The 22144-nt window shown below is 63.5% G+C and carries 17 protein-coding genes; 8 read left to right on the top strand and 9 right to left on the bottom strand.

Annotation, left to right across the window (positions count from 1 at the left end; translation table 11 throughout):
* The first annotated feature begins 1 nt into the window (after nt 1).
* Genes C5L14_RS17325 through C5L14_RS17315 form a run of 3 tightly spaced genes read left to right on the top strand, consistent with a single transcriptional unit; the run spans nt 2 to nt 2445 of the window.
* A complete protein-coding gene (locus tag C5L14_RS17325) occupies nt 2-853 on the top strand; it encodes a VOC family protein (RefSeq protein WP_105863318.1) in 852 nt (283 codons plus the stop codon).
* A gap of 3 nt (nt 854-856) precedes the next feature.
* Nucleotides 857-1834, top strand: coding sequence for a glutathione S-transferase family protein (locus tag C5L14_RS17320; protein ID WP_105863317.1), 978 nt, complete (start codon nt 857-859; stop codon nt 1832-1834).
* Entirely contained in the window at nt 1831-2445 is a 615-nt protein-coding gene (locus C5L14_RS17315) for an alpha/beta hydrolase (RefSeq protein WP_105863316.1), read from the top strand. Before C5L14_RS17320 ends, C5L14_RS17315 begins: the two co-directional genes overlap by 4 nt.
* An 82-nt stretch (nt 2446-2527) precedes the next feature.
* Here C5L14_RS17315 and C5L14_RS17310 read toward each other — a convergent pair whose 3' ends face one another.
* From C5L14_RS17310 to C5L14_RS17285, 6 genes are all read right to left on the bottom strand, one after another.
* Nucleotides 2528-3781: a sensor histidine kinase gene (locus C5L14_RS17310; RefSeq protein ID WP_105863315.1), complete on the bottom strand. Its 1254-nt coding sequence runs from the start codon at nt 3779-3781 to the stop codon at nt 2528-2530.
* Nucleotides 3782-3901: 120 nt separating this feature from the next.
* On the bottom strand, nt 3902-4603 hold the full coding sequence (locus C5L14_RS17305) for a response regulator (RefSeq protein ID WP_281062576.1): 702 nt from the start codon (nt 4601-4603) through the stop codon (nt 3902-3904).
* A gap of 203 nt (nt 4604-4806) precedes the next feature.
* Nucleotides 4807-5391: a Spy/CpxP family protein refolding chaperone gene (locus C5L14_RS17300; RefSeq protein ID WP_181161217.1), complete on the bottom strand. Its 585-nt coding sequence runs from the start codon at nt 5389-5391 to the stop codon at nt 4807-4809.
* Between the two features lie 419 nt (nt 5392-5810).
* Nucleotides 5811-6923, bottom strand: coding sequence for an S-(hydroxymethyl)glutathione dehydrogenase/class III alcohol dehydrogenase (locus C5L14_RS17295; protein WP_105863313.1), 1113 nt, complete (start codon nt 6921-6923; stop codon nt 5811-5813).
* A gap of 395 nt (nt 6924-7318) precedes the next feature.
* Nucleotides 7319-7861 carry an ActR/PrrA/RegA family redox response regulator transcription factor gene (locus C5L14_RS17290; protein WP_068290777.1) on the bottom strand — a complete coding sequence of 181 codons (543 nt, stop codon included), beginning with the start codon at nt 7859-7861 and terminating at the stop codon, nt 7319-7321.
* Between the two features lie 736 nt (nt 7862-8597).
* On the bottom strand, nt 8598-9899 hold the full coding sequence (locus C5L14_RS17285; RefSeq protein WP_428832635.1) for an ActS/PrrB/RegB family redox-sensitive histidine kinase: 1302 nt from the start codon (nt 9897-9899) through the stop codon (nt 8598-8600).
* 361 nt (nt 9900-10260) lie between these two features.
* Here C5L14_RS17285 and C5L14_RS17280 point away from each other — a divergent pair, with 361 nt between their 5' ends.
* On the top strand, nt 10261-11250 hold the full coding sequence (locus C5L14_RS17280) for a complex I NDUFA9 subunit family protein (protein WP_105863311.1): 990 nt from the start codon (nt 10261-10263) through the stop codon (nt 11248-11250).
* Nucleotides 11251-11492: 242 nt separating this feature from the next.
* On the opposite strand, the gene C5L14_RS17275 is transcribed toward C5L14_RS17280, so the two are convergent.
* Nucleotides 11493-12293 (bottom strand): undecaprenyl-diphosphate phosphatase, encoded by an 801-nt coding sequence (locus tag C5L14_RS17275; protein WP_105863310.1) that lies wholly within the window; start codon nt 12291-12293, stop codon nt 11493-11495.
* A gap of 850 nt (nt 12294-13143) precedes the next feature.
* On the opposite strand from C5L14_RS17275, the gene C5L14_RS17270 reads away from it, so the two are divergent.
* Nucleotides 13144-13995 (top strand): hypothetical protein, encoded by an 852-nt coding sequence (locus tag C5L14_RS17270; RefSeq protein WP_146126938.1) that lies wholly within the window; start codon nt 13144-13146, stop codon nt 13993-13995.
* 150 nt (nt 13996-14145) lie between these two features.
* Here C5L14_RS17270 and pheT read toward each other — a convergent pair whose 3' ends face one another.
* On the bottom strand, nt 14146-16563 hold the full coding sequence (pheT, locus tag C5L14_RS17265) for a phenylalanine--tRNA ligase subunit beta (RefSeq protein ID WP_105863308.1): 2418 nt from the start codon (nt 16561-16563) through the stop codon (nt 14146-14148).
* 405 nt (nt 16564-16968) lie between these two features.
* Nucleotides 16969-17343, bottom strand: coding sequence for a hypothetical protein (locus C5L14_RS17260; protein WP_146126937.1), 375 nt, complete (start codon nt 17341-17343; stop codon nt 16969-16971).
* A 100-nt stretch (nt 17344-17443) separates the two neighbouring features.
* Here C5L14_RS17260 and C5L14_RS17255 point away from each other — a divergent pair, with 100 nt between their 5' ends.
* The 3 genes from C5L14_RS17255 (at nt 17444) to C5L14_RS17235 (ending at nt 22114) form a co-directional block, all read left to right on the top strand.
* On the top strand, nt 17444-19873 hold the full coding sequence (locus C5L14_RS17255) for an argonaute/piwi family protein (protein ID WP_105863306.1): 2430 nt from the start codon (nt 17444-17446) through the stop codon (nt 19871-19873).
* On the top strand, nt 19861-21132 hold the full coding sequence (locus C5L14_RS17250) for a hypothetical protein (RefSeq protein WP_105863305.1): 1272 nt from the start codon (nt 19861-19863) through the stop codon (nt 21130-21132). The genes C5L14_RS17255 and C5L14_RS17250 overlap by 13 nt, the downstream gene beginning before the upstream one ends.
* A gap of 580 nt (nt 21133-21712) precedes the next feature.
* Nucleotides 21713-22114, top strand: a complete 402-nt coding sequence (locus C5L14_RS17235) for a type II toxin-antitoxin system HicB family antitoxin (RefSeq protein ID WP_105863303.1) — start codon at nt 21713-21715, stop codon at nt 22112-22114.
* The last annotated feature ends 30 nt before the right edge of the window (nt 22115-22144 follow it).

Genomic DNA, 22144 nt, shown 5'->3' with positions numbered 1-22144 from the left:
CATGTCAGCCAGTGACGCACCCCTCAGCATCGGCGCGGTCAGCCTGACCGTGCACGACCTCGATGCCGCCAGCCGCTTCTATGAACAGGCGATCGGCCTGCAGCCCCTGTCGTCGGAGGCGGGCCTGCGCCGGCTTGGAGCCGGCGACGCGGTCCTGCTGGAACTGCGCCACGACCCACAGGCCCGGCGGCGTTCGCCCCGCGAGGCCGGCCTGTTCCATACGGCCTTCCTATTGCCCAGCCGAGCCGATCTCGGTCGCTGGCTCAAACATGTCGTCGAGACGCGGCTGCCGCTCCAGGGTGCTTCGGATCACCTGGTCAGCGAGGCGATCTATCTGTCCGATCCCGAAGGCAACGGCATCGAGGTCTATGCCGACCGCCCGCGCAGCGCCTGGACCGTCGACGGCGGCACGGTGGCCATGTCGACCGAACGCCTGGACGTGCAGGACGTGATTGCCGAAGCCGGCACGACACGCTGGCAGGGCTATCCTGCCGGCGGCATCGTCGGCCATGTGCATCTCCAGGTCGGAGCCATCGAGCCGGCGGATGCCTTTTTCGGCGGCGTACTCGGTTTCGATCTCACCGCGCGCTATCCCGGCGCCAGCTTCTTTGCGACGGGCGGTTATCACCATCATCTCGCCGCCAATATCTGGAACAGCCGCGGGGCGGGCGAGCGCGCTTTCCCCTCGACGGGCCTGGCCGAGGTGGAGATGATCGCAGCCGATGAAGAGATCCTTGCCGCCCTGCGGAACCGGGTGCAGGCTGCCGGCGTTGCCATCAGGGAAAAGGCGGGCGGTTTCGCCCTGCACGATCCCTGGGGAACCTCGTTCTCCGTCGTCACCCGCAAAGGCTGAGTCATGCTGGTCAACGGAAAATGGAGCGCCGACTGGCATCCGGTGCAGGCGACCGACAAGCAGGGCGGCTTCGTGCGCCAGGCCTCGAAATTCCGCAACTGGGTCACGCCCGACGGCGGCGCCGGGCCCACGGGCGAGGCCGGCTTCAAGGCCGAGGCGGGGCGCTATCATCTCTATGTCGCGCTGATCTGCCCCTGGGCCTCGCGCACCCTGATCGGGCGCAAGCTCAAGGGCCTCGATGACGTCATCTCCGTCAGCGTGGTCGAGCCGGCCACCACCGAGCAGGGCTGGCGCTTCGGCACCTATCCCGGCGCCACGCCCGACACGGTGAACGGCGCCACCTATATGCATGAGATCTACACCCGCGCCGATCCCACCTATACCGGCCGCGCCACCGTGCCGGTGCTGTGGGACAAGCAGCGCGGCACCATCGTCAACAACGAGTCCGCCGACATCCTGCGCATGTTCAATGACGGGTTCGGCGCGCTCGCCCGGGGCGAGATCGATCTCTATCCCGGGAATCTGCGCTGGGAGATCGACGCCCTGAACGAGGCGATCTATCCCAGCCTCAACAACGGCGTCTATCGCGCCGGCTTCGCCACCACGCAGGAAGCCTATGAAGAGGCCTTCTGGGGGATCTTCGCCATGCTGGATCGGCTGGAGCGGCGCCTCACCGCCGGCGGCCCCTTCCTGTTCGGCGCCCGCCTGACGGAGGCCGATATCCGCCTGTTCGTGACGCTGGTGCGCTTCGATGCCGCCTATCACGGCCTGTTCAAATGCAATCTCAGGCGACTGGCCGACTATCCGGCGCTCTCGGCCTATCTGCGCGCCGTGCTGGCCGTCCCCGGCATTCGCGACACCGTCAGCATCGATCACATCAAGCGCGGCTATTATTCGATCAAGGCGCTCAACCCCAATGGCATCGTGCCTGTCGGCCCCGATCTGCCGGGCCTCGCCGCCGTCGAGGCCAAGGCGGCATGAGGGACAGTCTGATCATCCTCCTGCATGGCGTGGGCAGCAATGGCGGCGACCTCATGCATCTGGGTGACATCTGGCGCGAGATGCTGCCGGGCGCCGTGCTGGCCGCGCCGGACGCGCCCTTCGCCTCCGATGCCGGCAGGGGACACCAGTGGTTCAGCGTCGCCGGCGTGACTGCGCAGAACCGCGGCGGGCGCGTTGTCGCGGCGCGCCCGGCCTTCGACGCAACCTTGCGGGATGTGATCGATGGGCACGGCTTTTCGCAAGCGCCCGGTCGCGTGGCTCTGGCGGGCTTCTCGCAGGGCGGGATCATGGCGCTCGACGCGCTTGCCTCCGGCCGCTGGCCGCTGGCGGTCGTTGCCCTTTCCGCCAGGCTGGCGACTCCGGAGCCGCTGGCGCCGGCGGCCGGAAGCGCGGTTTTGCTCGTTCATGGCGAGGACGACAGGATCATTCCTGCGCGCGAAAGCCAGGCGGCTGCCGAGCGCCTCGAGCGAGCAGGCGTCGACACGGAGCTTTTCATCGAGCCTGGCCTCGACCACACCATTTCGCCGGAAGGCGCCATGAAGGCAGCCGATTTCCTGGCCCGGCGCCTCGGCACCCAGGCGCATGCGTGAGGTTGGTGCTGCGCCACAGCCGGTTTGTCGGATGGCTGGCGCAGCCCCTCACCATGATCTCCCGTCTCGGAGCATTCCACCTTCACGCCAGCGGCAGTTCCACCACGAAGCGGCTGCCGCCGCCTTCGCGGCTTTCGCAGCGTACCGAGCCCCGGTGGCGCCCGGCGATCTGGCGCACCAGCGCCAGGCCGAGGCCCCAGCCACCGGCGGTCTCGCTGCGGCCGACGGGCCGGTAGAACGGCTCGAACAGATGCTCCCGCTCTTTCTCGGCAATGCCGGGGCCGCGGTCGCACACCTCGATGCGGGCCTGCCCCTGGTCGCTGGCGATGGTGATTTCCACCGGCGGCTTGCCGTGCTTGCCGGCATTCTCCAGGAGATTGCGCATCAGCCGCCGCAGCAGCGTGGCATCGCCGCGGATTTCCACCGGCTCTCCATCGGCGGCGGCGCCGGTGCGGGCAGCCTCTTCGGCCGCCAGGCCCAGGAGGTCGACCGGTGCTCCTTCGAGCGGCGTGGCGGCGGCATAATCGAGCCGGCTGGCGAGCAGGATTTCCTCCACCAGCTGGTCGATCTCCTGCAGGTCGCGGTTGATCTCCTCGCGCACCGCCGCGCTGGGCTTGTCCGCGCCGATTTCCACCGCCATGCGCAGCCGTGCCAGCGGCGAGCGCAATTCGTGGCTGGCATTGGCGAGCAGCGCCTTCTGGGAATTGACCAGGGCCTCGATCCGGCTGGCGGCGCCGTTGAAGCTGCGAGCCACCATGGCGACCTCGTCGGTTCCCTGTTCCGCCACGCGCCGGCTCAGGGCGCCGCTGCCCCAGCTTTCGACACCGGCGCGCAGCGTTTCGAGGCGGCGCGTCAGCCGCGCGGTCGCCGGCCAGGCCGCGATGCCGACGCCGCCGGCGACCAGGAGGGCCAGCAGCAGGACGCGCAGGCCCGGCTTCGGCGGCCGCGGCAACTGCGCGAGCACGGTGCGTCCGCCCGGCAGGTCGACACGCACGACATGGTCCAGCCAGCGCTGGGGCACGTCGTCGTCACCGGCCGGCAGGGCGATGGGAAAACCGCGCGAGGCGATCAGCACGCGTTCCTTGCTGTAGACGGAGATCGAAGCGCCCATTTCCTCGCTGAGCTTGCGGATCTCGGTGGGCAGGTCCTCCGGCGTGCGTTCCTGGAAGCGCACCAGCTCGTCGGTCAGCCGGACACGCAGGGCCCCCCAGCGTTCGCCGGCCGTATCGCCCGCCATGCGCCAGAGCGAGCCGACCAGCAGCGCCAGCACGACGAGACAGGCGAGCAAAGTGAGGTAGACCTGCCAGAACAGACGCTTGCGAAAGAATATCAGCATGGGCGCTTGCCCTCGGCCTCCTGGAGCAAAGTGCGATTTCCCCGAAGCGCACTTTCCGCATAACTCTTTGTCTGGCGCGTTTTCTTGATCGAGACGTCTGTCGCCGTTCTGGAAAACGCCTTAGTCCGCATCTTGCCGCTTGGCGAAGACATAGCCCGTACCCCGCACGGTGAGAATACGGCGCGGATGCTTGGCATCGTCCTCGATGGCGGCGCGGATGCGGGAGATATGGACGTCGATCGACCGGTCGAACACGTCGAGCTCCTCGCCCTTCACCAGATCCATCAGCCTTTCGCGGTTCAGCACCCGGCCGGCATTGTCGGCCAGCGCCAGAAGCAGATCGAACTGATGGCTGGTGAGGGGGCGTTCCTCGCCGTCGATTCGGGCGCTGCGCGAGCCGCGGTCGATGGTGAGACGTCCGAAGCGCAGGGTCTGGTTGTCGAGTTCGGCCGGCGCCGCGCGACGGCGCAGCACGGCGCGCAGACGGGCGAGCAGCTCGCGCGGGTTGAAGGGCTTGGGCAGATAGTCGTCGGCCCCGATCTCGAGCCCGACGATGCGGTCGGTATCGTCGCCCCTCGCGGTCAGCATCACAACGGGAATGTTGGAGCGCATGCGCAGGCGCCGGCAGACCTCGAAGCCGTCGAAGTCCGGCAGCATGATGTCGAGCACCACGGCATCGTAGCCATCGCGCTCGATGGCGCCGAGGCCTTCCGTGCCGGACGGCCTGTGATCGACGTCGAAACCGGCCGCCGCCAGATAATCGCCGAGCATGGCGGCGAGCCTGGTGTCGTCGTCGATGATCAGGATGCGTTCCACGGCCACTGCCTGCTCCGGTGTAGGAATAAATCGTTCGGCCGCTCCCCGGAGGGAGCGGCCGTCATCGAGCGGTCGATTTTAAAGCGTTTTGCGATTTGATGGAATTGTCCTCGATCGCAAAACGCTCCAGCCCATCCGTTGGATCGGCTTGGAAGCGAGGGGGAGCAAAGCAGCGTTTGCCGCCAAACGTGCCCCGCCGCCAGGAGGCCTCAATTGTCGTCGTTGTCGCCGTCCTGGCCGCCATCATCCGGCCGTCCGGGGCGGCCATGTCCGTCATGGTGTCCACGGTGGCCACCCATCATCGGACCGCGCTGGGCCCAGAGATCGGCACGGTCGGCCAGCTTGGCACGCTGCTCGGGCGTCAGCACGTCAGCAACCGAGAGCACGGCCTCGACGAAGCGTTTGGACTTGGCGTCAGTCCGGGCCACGAAATCGCTGCGCAATTTCTCGACCGCCGCCTTGTCGATGGTGGGCGCGCGCAGGAGATCGACAGCCTGCTTGCGGAAGGCGGCCCTGTCTTCGGGTTTCGGGGCGAGGTCGGTATAGGCGGCGGCGATGATGTCGTGCACCTTGGCCTCCTGCTCGGAGGTGGCCGCGACCGAATCCAGCGACATGCGCACGAAATTCTGGATGCGTTCGAGCCGGGGGCCGTGGTGCCAGCCACCGCCGCCCATCACCGCGGCGGCGGCCAAACCGCCGGCGCCGAGGGCGATGCCGGCCGCCATGGCGCCGCCGAGGACCAGCACGCGCGGCCAGCGGCGTGCGGGAACGGGAGCGTTCGGGCTTTCACTCATGTCAGTCTCCATCAAGGGCAGTGCCGTACGGCAAGGGCCGTGCCGGGCATTGCGGGATGACGAAGCCTAGCCGGAGGAGGTTTCGCGCCGTCCGGGCGTTTGTAAAGTTAGATGAAGCGGAGAAGGAAAATCCGCGCCCCGCAGGAAGGGGGAAGTCGTATCAGGTGATTGCTCTCAACGACGGGGGGCGTGCAGCCCCTCACCCTTACCCTCTCCCCGCAAGAACGGGGCGAGGGGGACCTCGACCTTATGTTTCAATTCCAAAGCATCCCATCTCGCTCAACCGTTGCGCGAGATAGAATGCTTGATGTGCCATCGCGACGCCTGCGCTCCCTCGCCCCGTTCTTACGCGGAGAGGTCCGCACTTGCTTTGCAAATGCGAGGGGTGAGGGGCAGCGCAAGCGCCCACTAAGACTATGCTAGAACGTCACCACCGAGCGGATCGACTTGCCTTCATGCATCAGGTCGAAGGCGGTGTTGATCTCGTCGAGCGGCATGGTGTGGGTGATCAGGCTATCGATCTCGATCTTGCCTTCCATGTACCAGTCGACGATCTTCGGCACGTCGGTGCGCCCGCGCGCGCCGCCGAAGGCGGTGCCCTTCCACACGCGTCCGGTGACGAGCTGGAACGGACGGGTGGAGATTTCCTGGCCGGAGGCCGCCACGCCGATGATGATCGATTCGCCCCAGCCGCGATGGCAGCATTCCAGGGCCTGGCGCATGGTGACCGGCAGGCCGATGCATTCGAAGGAGAAATCGGCGCCGCCGCCGGTGAGGTCGACGATGGCCTGCACCACCTTGTCATGGCCGACTTCCGCCGGATTGACGAAATGCGTCATGCCGAACTTCTTGGCCATCTCGACCTTGGCCGGATTGAGATCGACGCCGACGATCTTGTCGGCGCCGACCATGCGGGCGCCCTGGATCACATTGAGGCCGATGCCGCCGAGGCCGAACACCACGACATTGGCGCCGGGCCAGACCTTGGCCGTATTGATCACCGCGCCGATGCCGGTGGTGACGCCGCAGCCGATATAGCAGATCTTGTCGAAGGGCGCGTCCTCGCGCACCTTGGCGAGGGCGATCTCCGGCAGCACCGTGAAGTTCGAGAAGGTCGAGCAGCCCATATAGTGGAAGACCTCGCCGCCATCACAGGCGAAGCGGCTGGTGCCGTCGGGCATCACGCCCTTGCCCTGGGTGGCGCGGATGGCCGTGCACAGGTTCGAGCGCTGCGACAGGCAGGTTTTGCACTGGCGGCATTCGGGCGTGTAGAGGGGAATGACGTGGTCGCCCGGCTTCAGCGAAGTGACGCCGGCGCCGACCTCGCGCACGATGCCTGCGCCCTCATGGCCGAGAATGGCCGGGAACAGGCCTTCCGGATCGGCGCCCGACAGGGTGTAAGCATCGGTATGGCACACGCCGGTGGCCATGATCTCGACCAGCACCTCACCCGGTTTAGGGCCGCCGATCTCGATGGTCTCGACCGTCAGGGGCGCTCCCGCCTTCCATGCCACAGCCGCTCTCGTCTTCATGATTCACTCCCCAAAGCGTTTTGCGATGTGCCGGGATCGGCAAGATCCGCAAAGACGCGCCGAACCTCAGAGCCGGAGCGGAGGAGCGTTCTGCTTGAACGCGTCCTGCTCCAGGATTCGCCAAAGGGCTAGCCGGATGCAGTGCGATGCGCAAGCTCTGCGCCCATGCGGAATATCGGTCCGGGCTTAGAAGATTCTTATGCACTCTCCGCAAACAATTGAAACACCACCTTTGTCGTGCCCGGGCTTGACCCGTGCATCCAGTGCCTCGTCTTCGATGTCATGCGTAGGGACCAGATTGCCGTGTCAGGCCCGGCAATGACAAAGGTCGAGCCAGATCGATCCGTATATCCACGGACGAATCCGTAAGGAGCAGAGAGGTCGGCGGCGCCGAACTACCGTGGCGCGCGCTTGGCCAGGATGCGCTGCAACGTGCGCCGGTGCATGGCGAGGCGCCGGGCGGTCTCGGAGACGTTGCGGCCGCAAAGCTCATAGACGCGCTGGATATGCTCCCAACGCACCCTGTCGGCGGACATCGGGTTCTCGGGCAGTTCGGGTTTGTGGCTGGGATCGGCCATCAAGGCGGCATGGATGTCGTCGGCATCCGCCGGCTTAGCGATATAATCGAAGGCACCGAGCTTCACCGCGGTGACGGCGGTGGCGATGTTGCCGTAGCCCGTGAGGATGATGCCGCGCGCATCGGGCCGCTTGACCTTCAGGCGCGAAATCACGTCGAGCCCGGAACCGTCGGTGAGCTTCATGTCGATCACGGCAAAGGCGGGCGGCGAGCCTTCCACCTGCGCCAGTCCCTCGGCGACCGTGTCGGCCGTGGTGACGGTGTAGCCCCTGGCTTCCATGGCTCGGCCCAAACGCTGCAGGAACGCCTTGTCGTCGTCGACGAGAAGGAGTGAACGATCGGGAAATTCAGGGGCAACCATAATACGGACTCACCTATCCTTGGTTCGAGCAAAGGGACTTCGGTCCGGGCGAAGGGAAAGCATCTCGCCAAGTCGGCGCGAGACCCCCACTCCCTCCAGACCGTAACGTCAGCAACGGATTGGAGGCCAATCCGTTGCTGACGTTACGGTCAAGTGATCGAAGACCTATCGCCTCCTTTGGTGCGACAGTTCGCCACAGTGGCGACTATAGCGGCAAAGTGAAGAAATTTCACTGGCGGCAGCCAGCTATCGTTTATTCGGTTATTCGGCGATTGCAATCCCCGCAGGTTATTATGGGCCGTCGCGAGGGTAACGGCGCGCGCGCCCGGGCCAGCCGGAAAGAATTCGACCGCCGAAGTCCGCCGGTTTCCGTCGGGCGGGACCTGCATGTCGGCTCCATATCCTTGCCACGACCAGGCGCCATGAAGACCGGAAGTCCTCCGGCCCGCCTTGCGCCCCGACGCAAAAGTCCTGGGAGTACTTGCTGTTCCCACTTGATTGATCGTGTCCTCCGTCAGTTTTTATTAAGGCTCGATGAGCACTTCTTGGCGGCATTGTAGCGCAAAAATTCCTTAAGTCTTTGTTTTGATGCATTTTCTTGCATGAAAGGTCTTACAAATAATCTGGAGAATGCCGTCGCATCGGCCTGCCGGGGGCAATTTGTCCACGCCTGAACGCGGCCCCGCGGGATGGTTTCGATCGGCGCCGAGCTCGCATCTCGGCGTCCCACAGGCGCTCAACGCTCGAAGACGTCGCGCGGCCATTCCAGCCTGACGACAGCGCCGCTGTCCGGCCAGGAACGGTTCGCCAGGGCGATTGCAGCACCGGACCGTTCCAGCAGCGTCTTGGCAATGAAGAAGCCGAGGCCGAGGCCGCCGCCGGGCTGGCCCGGCAGGCGCGGGCGGCGCTGGGTGACATAGGGATCGCCGAGGCGCCCCATGATTTCGGAAGGAAAGCCGGGGCCGTCGTCGCCGACGATCAGGGTCACCGTCTTGGCGTCCCAGCTGGCGGTGATGCTCACCTTGGATTTGGCGAAGTCGACCGCGTTCTCGACGATGTTGCCCAGACCGTAGAGCATGCCGGGGTTGCGCGGGGCGGAGGGGGCATCATCCTCCGGGCCCAGGAACTCCGCCGAGATGGCGATGCCGAAATCGCGATGCGGCGCGGAGACTTCCTCGATCAGCAGCGGCAGGGGCAGGCGGGCGAAGGGGGCACCGCCATCGTCGCCGAGGGAGGCGAGCTTGCCCAGAATCTCGCGGCAGCGCTCGACCTGGCTGCGCAACAGGCGGATGTCGTCGACGAAATCGCCTTCCGGCGGCGCGGCGACCTCGAGTTCCTTGGCCACCAGCGCGATGGTGGCGAGCGGCGTGCCCAATTCATGCGCGGCGGCGGCGGCCATGCCGTCGAGCTGGGACAAATGCTGCTCGCGCGCCAGCACCAGTTCGGTGGCAGCCAGCGCGTTGGAAAGCAGGCGGGCTTCCTCGGCCACCCGCCAGGCATAGACGCCGATGAAGGCCAGGCCCAGCAGCACCGAGAACCACATGCCGATGACATAGAGCATCGGCATCTCGAACGCCTGGCCCTCGAACCAGGGCAGGGGCAGGTGCCAGGCCGTGAGCAGGGAGGCGCAGCCGATGGCCAGGAGGCCGAGCGCAAGCGTCATCAGCGGCGGCAGCGAGGTCGCCGAGATCATCACGGGCGCGAGGAAAAGGAAGGAGAAGGGGTTCTGCAGGCCGCCGGTGAGGAAGAGCAGCGCCGCCAGCTGCACGATATCGAAACCGAGCAGGGTGGCGGCGCGGGCCGGATCGACCCGCTCGGTTGCGGGATAGCGCAGCCGCAAGGCGACATTGACCAGGATGGAGACGCCGATCAGCGGCAGGCAGGCCTGCAGCGGCACGGGAAAGCCGAGGCCGTAGCGCACGCCGAGAACCGCGACCAACTGGCCGGCGATCGCCATCCAGCGCAGGCGGATCAGGGTTTCCAGGCGCAGCGTATCGAGGCCGAGGCCGTCATGCGGCAATACGGAGGTGGTCATCATTCTCCTGTCCCGCCACGCTCGTGATCACAGCAGCGGTGCCAGACCATAGCGTTCAAAGCGGGAGAGCCCAAAGCGGATTGTATCGGCTGCAGAGGGGGGCTTGAGCAACGCGTGGCACTCCCGACTTGACGTGGCTGGCATCCCGCTGAACGGACCCGGCGGATAGCCGGCATGCCGGGACATGACGATCTCGAACTCACGCTCCCGCGCGGGTGAGTCCCTGCGATCGCAGGCACCCTGATGGTGGCGATCCGAGGCTGGATCGCCGGCCCACGGCCTCGAAAGCATCGGCGCCTCTATACAGTCCCAGCCTGCCGCGCTAAGGAAGGCCCAATCGTCCATTCTCGAAGGTTTCTAGCAAATGGCGCCAGTCAGCGATCGCTTGGTCACGGTTTTCGGTGGATCGGGATTTGTGGGCCGCAATCTCGTGCGCTCGCTCGCCAAGCGCGGCTTCCGGGTGCGGGTGGCCGTGCGCCGCCCGGATCTCGCCCAATATCTGATGACCGCCGGCGCCGTCGGCCAGATCCGCGGCGTGCAGGCGAATCTGCGCTATCCCGCTTCGATCGCCGCCGCCGTCGAAGGCGCCGAGGCGGTGGTCAACCTGGTCGGCGTCATGCATGAGCGCGGCGCCAACGGCTTCGACGCCGTGCAGGCTTTCGGTCCCGGTGCGATCGGCCGTGCCGCCAAGGTGGCCGGCGTGAAGCGCTTCGTGCATGTCTCGGCCCTCGGCCTGCATGCGGGCTCCGAGTCGGCCTATGCCAAGAGCAAGCTCAAGGGCGAGGAGGCGGCCCGCGCCGCCTTCGGGGACCCCATCATCCTGCGCCCTTCGGTGATGTTCGGGCCGGATGACGATTTCTTCAACAAATTCGCGGGCTTGGCGCGGATGTCGCCGGTGCTGCCCTTGATCGGCGGCGGGGAAACCAAGTTCCAGCCGGTTTTCGTCGGCGACGTCGCCGAAGTGCTGGCCCGCGGCGCCGAGGGCTCCCTGACACCCGGCGCGACCTATGAACTCGGCGGCCAGGAAGTGCTGACCCTGCGCCAGATCTTCGAATTCGTGCTGAAGACCACCAATCGCAAGCGCCTGCTGGTGCCGATGCCCTTCGGTATCGCCAATGTGCAGGCGACCCTGTTCGAGCTGGCGCGGACCGTGTCGCTCGGCCTGTTCACCCCGCCTTTGACACGGGACCAGGTCACGCTGCTGCGCCACGACAACGTCGTGACGGAGGAGGCCGCCAGGGCCGGCCTGACGCTGGAAGGCCTGGGCATCCAGCCGGCGACGGTGGAAGCGATCGTGCCGAGCTATCTGTGGCGCTTCCGCAAGGCCGGCCAGTTCGAGAACAAGGTGGCCTGATAGCCGCGGCAATCGGAACGGAAAAGGGCCGGTCCTTGGACCCAATGCAGTTCACTTAAGCTTTTCGGGGTGCTCGACCTTTGTCATTGCCGGGCTTGACCCGGCAATCCAGCTCCCCGACGGTTCGTCCGTGCGGCTTCTGGGTAGCCGGGTCAAGCCCGGCTATGACAAATTCGGAGCGGTTCCTGCTTAAGTGAACCGTATTAGGTCCTGGGACCGGCCCTTCCTGTTGGAGGCCGCGATCAGCCCATGGTGTAATAGGCGGCGAGGCCGAGGACGCCGACCACGATGCGCCACCAGCCGAACAGAGCGAGGCCGCGCTTGGACACGAAATCCAGCAAGGTCTTCACCACGAACCAGCCGGAGATGAAGGCGGTGACGAAGCCGATGGCGGTCAGCCCGAGATTGTCGGTCGTCATGGTCTTGTAGGATTTGGCGAATTCATAGACGAAGGCGCCGACCATGGTCGGCATCGCCAGGAAGAAGGAGAATTCCGCCGCCGAGCGCTTGTCGAGGCCGAGCAGCATGCCGCCGACGATGGTGGAGCCCGAGCGCGAAACGCCGGGGATCATCGACAGGCATTGGAACAGGCCGATCTTCAGATAGACCGGCAGCGGCAGCACGTAGCAATTGGAGAAGCGCTTCTCGATCTTGAACTGTTCGATGGCGAGCAGGACCAGGCCGCCGGCGATCAGGGCGTAGCAGACCACCGGCACGTTGAAGAGATATTGCTTCATCTTGTGCTCGATCAGCACGCCGAGGACGACGGCGGGCAGGAAGGCGACCAGCACGCCGAGGACGAAGTGCTGGGCTTCCCGATCCTTGGGCAGCGCGGTGGCGATACGCCATAACCTCTCGGCATAGACGGCGAGCAAAGCCAGGATGGCGCCGAGCTGGATGAGGATGACGAAGGAATCGTCGCCCTCGAATTTGAGATAGCGGGCCGCAAGCAGGAGATGGCCGGTCGAGGAGACCGGGAGGAATTCGGTCAGGCCTTCGACCACGCCGAGGATGATCGCTTCCAGAATATTGGCCAGGGTCATGAGATGCCTTCGCGAGAATCGGGCGCCGATGCGGCCGCGGGTCGCCCGTGCGGGGTGATGGGAGCGGCCCGCGCCTCGCTGGTGCGGGGCGGAAGCCGGAATCGCGGTGATTCTAGGCGCGAGTTATAACTAAATAGTAACCATGACGCGGCGGTGCAGCGTCGGTCACGCTCGAGAAGCGGGCCAAATGCGGCGCATTTGCGGCCTTTGGAGCGTCTGGATCGCGGGAATCGTCGTTCCATCGCACACCAGCTCCGTGGAGCCTTTTGCTGCAAGAATTTCAAGGTACTGAAAGTAGCATGCCTCTAGGGAACAGAATGAGGAGCGTTGGGGCATGGCTGCAAGTCTTGAGTGAGATCGCAGATAATACCTTTCTTGGATATGATTTTGTTCGAGTAAATTTTATTTAGACACAAGCTTATCTTGTTGCTGCAAGTGACATGTCGGAAGAAAGATTTCCTGAATTCAGAGTCCGTTTCCGGTGTGTGGCCGATTTAGTACTTAAGTATTAGAGCTGACACCTAGTTAGGTGTATGTATCAATGGCAATCCATAAGGTATTATAGTCACCCTCTCAAGATAAAATTCTCTTTTAAATTTTTACCAACATGGTACGAAATATAGAGCTGCAATGGGGTTGTTGCAGTGTGAATGAGCACCCGGCCAATCCGGGATGTCTTCTTGCTCGTCCTCAGTTGTGACACCACAAGCTCATGCAAAAGGGGTGGTGATTGACCGAGTTGTCTTGGGGAAGCGCAGGGTCTCTATCGGAGTGGACCAAAATTCGTACTACCAGCCATTTTGGTTTGCAGAGCCCTCTCAGCGTCCCATTGCCGAATTACCAGTCAGCCGTGATTGCAGACGCCCAGGGCCTGAAGGCGCATAGCGGTTTCAAGGCGGCGCGGACCCTGTTTGCACGCCGCTATGGCGCCGTTCTCAAGGCCAATCTGCCGGTGATCCACCTGGCGACGGATGAAATCCGCCTGATCGTGGGCGCCTATGTGCTGAGCCGCCACTTTGCGGCCTCGCCCAACGATCCGGCTGCCGGCGTCACCGTGGCGGATGTCCAGACTTTCTGTACCGTCCATGCCCTGGCCGGGCACAATCGCATCGGAGCCATACTGAACCTGTTGCGCCAGGCCGGCTATCTGCGCCAGATCAAGGATCTGCGCGACAAGCGCATCAAGCGCTTGGAGGTGACGCGTGCCGGCCTCACCATCGCCAGGCAGATCATCACGCCCTATCTGCAAGCGCTCGCGCAGTTGCAGCAGGTGGAGCATGCCGTTCGCCGGGTGGAGATCGACGATGCCTTTTTCGGCGCGCTGGCGCGCTATTGCAGCAATTATTTCCTGACACATGGCACCTTGGTCGACCTGGTGCCCGAAATGCGTCTGTTCATGGCGCGGGACGCCGGCTTCGAAATCCTGCTCAAGCTGATTGCGACGGAAATGCCGGGTGAGATCCTGAAGGATCGCACCGTTCATTTCCATTATGGCGCCGTCGCCGACTGCTTCGGCGTCTCGCGCGTCCATGTCCGCCGCCTGCTCGAGGACGCGGCCGAAGAGGGCTATGTCACCCTGCACGCCCCGGGTGGGCGGGCGATCGAGATCCATGCCAGCCTGTTCGAGCTGGTCGACAACTTCATCGCGCTGCAGATGGCGCTGCTGCTGCAGGCGGTCGTCCATGCCGGCGGCAAGGGCTGAACGCGCGGGGCAAGGTGTAGGCTCGATGGCGCCGAACGCGCCTTTCTCTGGAGCTCGACACCACGCAGGCTGAAAGAAAAGGGCGGAACCCGATCCCGGGCCCGCCCTTTTCTTTTGCGATATTTCGGGGCGCTCCGGCGGCGTCCCGCATTATCCGCGCAGTGTCGCCCCGGTCTTCTTGCCGACTTCGGTGACGATCTTGGCGGCAACGGCATCGATTTCGACGTCGGTCAGCGTGCGGTCCTGCGGCTGCAGCACCACTTGGACGGCGACCGATTTCTGGTCCTCGCCGATGCCCTTGCCCTCATAGATGTCGAAGATAGACACCCCCGAGATCAGCTTCTTGTCGACGCCCTGCGCGGCCTTGATGATGTCGGCGGCCCGGACCTTGCGCGCGACCAGGAAGGCGAAGTCGCGGGTGACCGGCTGGAAGGGCGAGAGGGCCAGGACGCCGCGCGTCTTGGTCGCCTTGGGCTTGGGCACCGGGATGGCGTCGAGGATGATCTCGAAGCCGACCACCGGTCCATCGGCATCCAGCGCCTCCAGGGCGGAGGGATGCAGTTCGCCGAACCAGCCGATGACGTTCTGCGGGCCGAGCTGGATCGTGCCGGAACGGCCGGGGTGATACCAGGACGGGGCTCCCGAAACGATCTGGAAGCTCGCGACCGGCGCGCCGAGGGCCGCCAGCAGCGTGAGGGCATCCTCCTTGGCGTCGAACACGCTCACCGTGCTTGCCGGCGCCGACCAATGGCGGCCGAAGCCGCCGGGGCGCGCCTGGCCGCGGCGGATCCCGCTGGCGGCGATCTTCTGGTCCTCGGGCCGGTCGCCGCGGAAGATCTGGCCGACCTCGAACAGCGCGACGTCCCCGGTGCCGCGATCGGCATTGCGCTGGCCGGCCGCGATCAGGCCCGGCAGCAGGCTGGGGCGCATGTCGGAAAGGTCGGCGGCGATCGGATTGGCGAGCGACAGCGTCGGCTGGCCGCCGCCGAAGCGCTCGGCCTGGGTCTTGGCGATGAAGGACCAGGTCACCGCTTCCATCAGGCCGCGGGCAGCGAGGCTGCGCTTGGCCAGGCGCGTGCGCTTCTGCAGCACGGTGAGCACGGGCTGCGGCACATGGGCCTCGCGCGGCAGCGCCGTCACCGGAATGGCGTCGACGCCGACGATGCGCATCACTTCCTCGACGAGGTCGGCCTTGCCCTCGATGTCAGGGCGCCAGGTCGGCGCCGTCACCGCCAGCGCGTCGGGCTTGCGGATGACGCCGAAGCCGAGGCGCTCGAGGATGTCGGCGCTCTCGGCGAGGCTGGTCGCAAGGCCGGTCAGGCGTGCCACCTCATGGGCCGGCAGGTCCAGGACCTCCGGCGCGGCGGTGACGCCGCCCACCACGAAGGTCTCGCTCGGCTTGCCGCCGCACAATTCCGTCACCAGCTGGGTGGCGAGGTCGATGCCCGGCACCATGAAGGCGGGATCGACGCCGCGCTCGAAGCGGTAGCGGGCATCGGTGTTGATGCCAAGCGCACGGCCGGTGCGGGCGATGTTCAGCGGTTCCCACAGCGCCGATTCGATCAGCACGTCCGTGGTATCGTCATCGCAGCCCGAATGCTCGCCGCCCATGATGCCGGCGATCGATTCCAGCCCCCTGCCGTCGGCGATCACGCAGATGCTGTCATTGAGCGCATAGGTCTTGCCGTCGAGCGCCACGATGCTCTCGCCCTCGCGGGCGCGCCGGACGGTGAGGTTGCCCTCGATCTTGGCGGCGTCGAAGACATGCAGCGGCCGGCCGCGGTCGAAGGTGACATAGTTGGTGATGTCGACCAGCGCATTGATCGGGCGCAACCCGATGGCGTTGAGGCGGCGCTGCATCCAGGCGGGCGAGGAGCCATTCTTGACGCCGCTGACAAGGCGAAGCGCAAAGCCGGGGCAGAGCGAGGGCGTGTCGCCGAAATCGAGCGTCACCGTGACCGGGCAGGGACCCTCGCCGGCAATGGAGGGCACCGCAGGCGTCTTCAGCCTGCCGAGCCCGGCGGCGGCGAGATCGCGCGCAATGCCGGCGACGCCGGTGCAGTCGGGCCGGTTGGGCGTGAGGTTCACGTCGATCACGGGATCGTTGAGGCCGGCATAGTCGGCATAGGGCATGCCGACGGGCGCATCGCTGGGCAGGTCGATGATGCCGTCATGCTCGTCGGAGATCTCGAGCTCGAATTCCGAACACAGCATGCCGCGGCTCTCCACCCCGCGCACCGGCGCGATGGCGAGCGTGATGTTCTTGGCCGGAATATAGGTGCCGGGCGGCGAGAACACCGATTTCATGCCGGTGCGCGCATTGGGGGCGCCGCAGACCACCTGCACGGGCTCGCCCTTGCCGGTATCGACCATGCAGACCTTCAGCTTGTCGGCGTTGGGATGCTGCTCGGCCGAGACGACATAGGCGATCGAGAAGCCGGAGAGCTTGCTGGCAGGATCCTCCACCCCTTCGACCTCCAGGCCGATGCGGGTGAGGGTGTCGACGATCTCGTCGAGCGTGGCTGAGGTGTCGAGGTGATCCTTGAGCCAGGAAAGCGTGAACTTCATTGCGGGCAGCCTAGTCCAATCGATTTGGCCATGCCGATAGCGCGTCGGGCGGCAAGATGCAAAGAAATCCCGGCTGGGGACGACAACGGGCGACGTCGCGGGATGCCCGAGCGCGACGAGAGTGGCAGTCCTGGCGGGATTTCATCCCGTTGGTTTGGCGTTGCGCTTCAAAATTGACACCGCCCAACGATCGATAAAGTGCACTGTCACCGTAATCCCCTGTCACCATATTCCCCGGATGTGCCTGTTCGGGCGAATTAGTTGCGGGGCCTGCTTTCATCTTTACTTGCGATCGTCGCAACCGCCCCATGCTTTACTCAAATCTCTTACGGCCGGCGGCAAAAGTGGCCTATTTCGTACACTGCGTAGGAGCCTCGCGATAACGACTCACGGAGAGGAACGAGTTTAAACCCCGATATGGACGAGGCCTTTATCCCTACCGATGAGCTGGCGAATGATGGTGGCGATGTCAGAGCGGCCCTCAAACTCCAGGGTTGTGGCCACCTGCTCTAGAACGTAAGTACTGCCATGTATCATATGCGCCTGGACGAGAGCACGAATAACGGTTTCGATGTCGGTTGTCACAGGCGGAAGCTCACGCATGGTGTGCGCGATCTGCTTGATTTCTTCCGGTTCCGCGATCGAGCGCGGCAGGGACTCGTAAACGCGCCCCTGTTTAGGCCTGCTCTTTACCCGCTTTCTGGCTTCTGAAGCCTGTGCAGGCGTAACTTCGATTTCAATCGTGTCCTTGGCGGCGGTGGTTTCGCGGGTGTGTTTCATTCGGAATATGCCGTTCGTATCGACGGCCACTTTACGGCGTATCGACCGGAAAATCGAATAGCACTCTGGACAAAGAAAGAACATTTGCTAGCGTCTGCTGGTGAACACGCGCGCACTGGTCGGCGATTCTCCTGCCAGCGGAGATCTCCACGAACAACAGAGCCGGCCCCTCATCAAGCCATTCACTTACAGTGGAGGGCTTGGTCTGAATCTCGCGCCAATCGGCTTTTCCGCAAAACGCTTCGAGGCTGGTAGGACGCCCTATCGGGATGAGGACCAGTACCGGCAGATGCGCGAGGCCTACCAGGGCACACACGCTCTACGGTTCGATAGCCGTGACGAGGCGATCTACGATATTCCGATGACGGGCGACGCCACCTTCATCGGCGAACGCGTCGTCCTCGACACGGATGAGCATCTCGGTCTGCTTGGCAAGGCCGTCAGTCACGCGCTCTTTGCATGGTTGGCTCCTCGACGAACGGTATTGCGCCGCAGCCGGCCGCTGCAATGCTTGGGAAACCGCAAGGCAGCGCTTCTTTCCGCAGCCATTCTCGACAACCAGATGGAACCGACCCCGGGCCTCGACGTCCTTGTTCGCAACAGCTTTGATGTGCGCACGCTCGATGCTCCCGGCCATTTGAACATGTCATTCCTGGCGCTCGTTCTCGATGTCAGCACCTCCAATGAAATGGACATCACGGTGAAGGACCTTTTGTCTGGAGGTTTCGACCCCGTCGGCTTTTACGTATGCCACCGGGACGAGCCAGCGGATGATAATGTGTTGTCCCGCCTGGAAACGCTTGGACGCGTCGTCGGTATCGACGGCTCGAGGCTTCTGCTGGCGGATTTTTCCGGCGATGAATTCGTCGAGGCGCATAACGTAACCCTCGAACCGCGCCAGGAAAACATCGAGGCGCTTGTCCGTCACTATTATCGCAAAGGGGCCGATCGCATTCTTTCTGGGCTCCGGAAAAGAAGGCTGCCCTACGCAAGCGCCAACGGAAAACTTGCCGAAATACGCAAGGTTCTAGGAGGCGTGGCGGGCCGACTGGAAGCGATCGAGATCGCGGGGATGAGACTGACGGTCGACCGGTTGCTGGAGCACGGCGACAAGCTCTTCCCGCAGGCTGTCGAAACCCAACGGCCGGGATTTCTGTTCGGCGCGCAAGGCCGAGACTCCGGTGCTTATCCCGATCCCGGGATCAAGCGGCACGGTCCCTACAAGTATATGCAGCAAGAACGCAACGAACCCGTTATCGCGGTCATCTGCGAATCCCGATACCGCGGACGCATCGACCAGCTGGCGCAGGCTTTGCGCAACGGCATAGGTGAAGATGCATGGCGAGACGCAATGCGTGGCCGCAACAAACCACTCGACAATCCTTTCCAGGGCGGGCTTGTCGGAAAGCTTCGCCTGTCTCGGGTCCAGTTCGAGTTCGAAGAAGTCACCGACGACACCCCGGAAGCCTATCGCAGCGCGATCGACAGGATCCTGTCGCGCCTTCCCGAAACACCTGATCTGGCGCTGGTCCAAGTGCGGGCAGATTTCAAGACGCTCCGGAACGACCGTAATCCGTACTTCGCCGCCAAGGCGGCGTTCATGACGGTTGGTGTTCCAGTCCAGAGCATCCAGGCCGAAACCGCAGATATGCAGGTTTCCAATCTGGCTTACATGGCAAACAATCTGGCGCTTGCGTCCTATGCCAAGCTGGGGGGAACGCCCTTTGTCATTTCAACAAGGATGCCAGCCACCCACGAGCTCGTTGTCGGCCTGGGCTACACTGAAATCAGTGAAGGCCGTTTTGGTCCAAAATCCCGCTTCGTGGGTATAACCACGGTTTTCCAAGGCGACGGGCGCTATCTGGTATGGGGACAGACGCGCGAAGTCGAGTTCGAGAACTACGCGAGTGCTCTTCTTGCCAGCTTGAAGACGACGATCGATGCCGTTCGTAAGGAGAACAACTGGCAGCCGAGAGACAGGGTCAGGCTCGTCTTCCACGTCTACAAGCCGCTCAAACATGTAGAGATGGATGCGATCCGCACCCTCGTGCAAGATTTGCTCAAGAGCGATCATGAAGTCGAGTTCGCATTCCTGGACATTTCGCGGCATCACGAATTCGCCGTGTTCGACCCGGCGCAAAAAGGAACGACCTACTACTCAGATCGCAAACAGTTTCTGAAGGGCATCGGAGTTCCGCCTCGCGGACTTTGCCTGCAACTCGACAATCGTAATGTCATCCTTCAGATGATCGGCACGAAAGAGGTCAAGACAGACGAGCAGGGTTTGCCGCGCCCGCTGAAACTCACGCTCCATCACGAGTCCGACTTCCGCGACATGACCTATCTCGCAAGGCAGGTTTACAGCTTCTCCTATATGTCCTGGCGAAGCTATTTCCCAGCAATTGAGCCCGTGTCGATAAGCTATTCTCGGCTAATCGCTAGCGCACTTGGCAATCTTCGGTCACTGCCAAGCTGGAACAGCCGCGTTCTGACCGCAGGGTCTCTGAGGAACAGGATGTGGTTCCTATAACGGCGGCGACGATCCTCGAGGATAGAATATCCGCGCTGACCGCAACGGTAACGGACTCGTGGGCCCTTGCCTCCGATACATCGATCGGTTTCGCTCTTGCCGTCCTTGCCGGTATTGCAGGGCTCGTTCCGGTCCCCGAAATGCTCCGTGGCGACCTCGCCTACGGTGGCATCCCGGCTGTCGCGCGGGCAGGCTTTCAAGCGTCGAGTTCGGGAAGTTTTGATCCGCTCCTTTTTCTGCAAGCCGTCGACCGCATCCGTGGTCGCCCGAAAAATGGCCGCGATCAGTTGGTCGATGATGACATAGCGCTTTTGGGTATCGCCAACGGCCTGTCAAAGTGCGAGGGCGTCGATGGCGCCCATGACGAGCGGAAGCATTGGTTGCTCACGATCATCGCCGAGACCGGTCATGCTGCTACCTGGACACAGCGAGCTCGCCAGCTCGCAGGCGACCTTCTAGACGGTGCCGGGCGACTTCGGGCCGATCCCGCAAGGAACGTCAATGCGCGCACCCTTGACCTCGTGTTGCGAAACGAATGGCCTCAAGCTTATGGCCGGACCTCTCTCATTGGTCCGGACGAGCGGCGCGAAATCTTGGCCGCCCTGCTTTCGTCGGAACTACCGCCGGATGGAGAACTTGAAAGAAGTGCTGTCTGGCTTGTTGCTTTCCGTCTCCTGGTCCAGAAGATGGCGACGGACCTTGTTCCGGATTACGACACGCTCGTCGAGGCCCTCAAAGCAACCCAATCGGCGCTCCGCCGATGGGTATGGGACGAGAAACCCAACCGCCAGGATATCGGTCCCGCCCGATGGGTGATCGACGACGAGTCGCATGTGCAGTCGTTCCTTTGGGCTATCCTTGAGCCGCGGTTCGGCGATCAGTTGTACGACGAACAGTATCTTCCGGGCTTTGGCCAGAAGCAGCCACGGTTTGATTTTGGTCTCGCAAACCTCAAGACGATCGTGGAGGTGAAAATCGCACGGACGCACAGGGACTTTCCTAAAATCGAGGAGGAGGTTGCCGGTGACCTCGGACTATATTTTTCGGAACCCGAGCGCTATGACCGCATGGTCGTATACGTCTACGACGACAGCGATCGCCCACATCCGGAGCAATATGACACCTTGCGATCCGCGCTTACGCAGCGCGATCGGCGCATCGTCGATGTCATTATTGTCCAGCGACCTGGAAAAATGCCGAACCGTAATGCGCGGCAGCCGTGGATCAAATCCTTAGCCGCCAAGGGCAAGGGCAAGTAGAAGCCATCATGCTACGGCGTTTGCCGTCTGGTCAACGGTTTTAGGTCCGGCTAAGCTTTGCAGACGTAGTATCATCGGCGGGTTGAACCGATGCCACAAGTCGACTTCGATATTAGCTTGAACTTGTCTGACGATGAGGCGATCGCTCTGGCTAACGCCTCCGGCTGTGCGGTCGGAGACGTCGAGCATAGGCTAAAGCTCTATGCGCCAGCCGCACTGCACGAATACGTCGATATGTTCGCTGGCCAGGCATTGACCGGCGTCTCGGAGACTCGCGAGCGACGCCTTGTTTCCATCCTCGTCTGTGTTTCGGCACGCGGATTTCACGCCGATCGGCATCTCAATACATTGATATAAAAGGAATCAGCGGGGATCTGGGCGATGCCGTTTCACAGGAAGGTTGGGAGCTGAAACGGAAAGGGCCAGGTGACCACCAACAATTCACCCGGTCCGGTCGCTCCGGAAGAGTGACGGTTGACATGGGAGTAGATCCCAACCGGGACGCTCCGGTCGATATTCAAGCAGGCGGGGTGGGAGTGGTGAACTCCCGCTCCTTCTTCGGATCATCAAGGAGGGTGTGATGAGGGCATTGGCATACGCATTGATCCATGAAGAGAATGGAGTCTATGGCATCTCGTTCCCTGATTTTCCCGGCGCCGTATCGGGTGGAGGCTCGGCGGAAGAGGTGATTACAAAGGGGCAGCAAGCGTTGGCTCTGCATGTCGAGGGCATGGTCGAGGATGGCGAGGCGCTTCCTCTGCTCCGTGAGCTCTCCGAACTTCGGGTGGATCCCGAATTCGTGGAGTGGAGCAAGGATGCAGTGTTGGCCCTGGTTCCTGTCGACTTGCCGTCGAAGCCCGTCCGCATCAACATCTCGATCGATGAGGGATTGCTTGATCGTATCGATCGAGCGGCCAAGGCACGCGGCGAAACCCGTAGCGGGTATTTGGCAAGTGCAGCGAAGGTCAGGCTTGCTGGATAAAAAAGGGGTGATGCCCGATATCCCCTCACT

This window comes from Labrys okinawensis (assembly GCF_002982075.1).
GTDB classification, from domain to species: Bacteria; Pseudomonadota; Alphaproteobacteria; order Rhizobiales; family Labraceae; genus Labrys; species Labrys okinawensis_A.
This window is presented reverse-complemented; position numbering and strand designations above follow the sequence as displayed.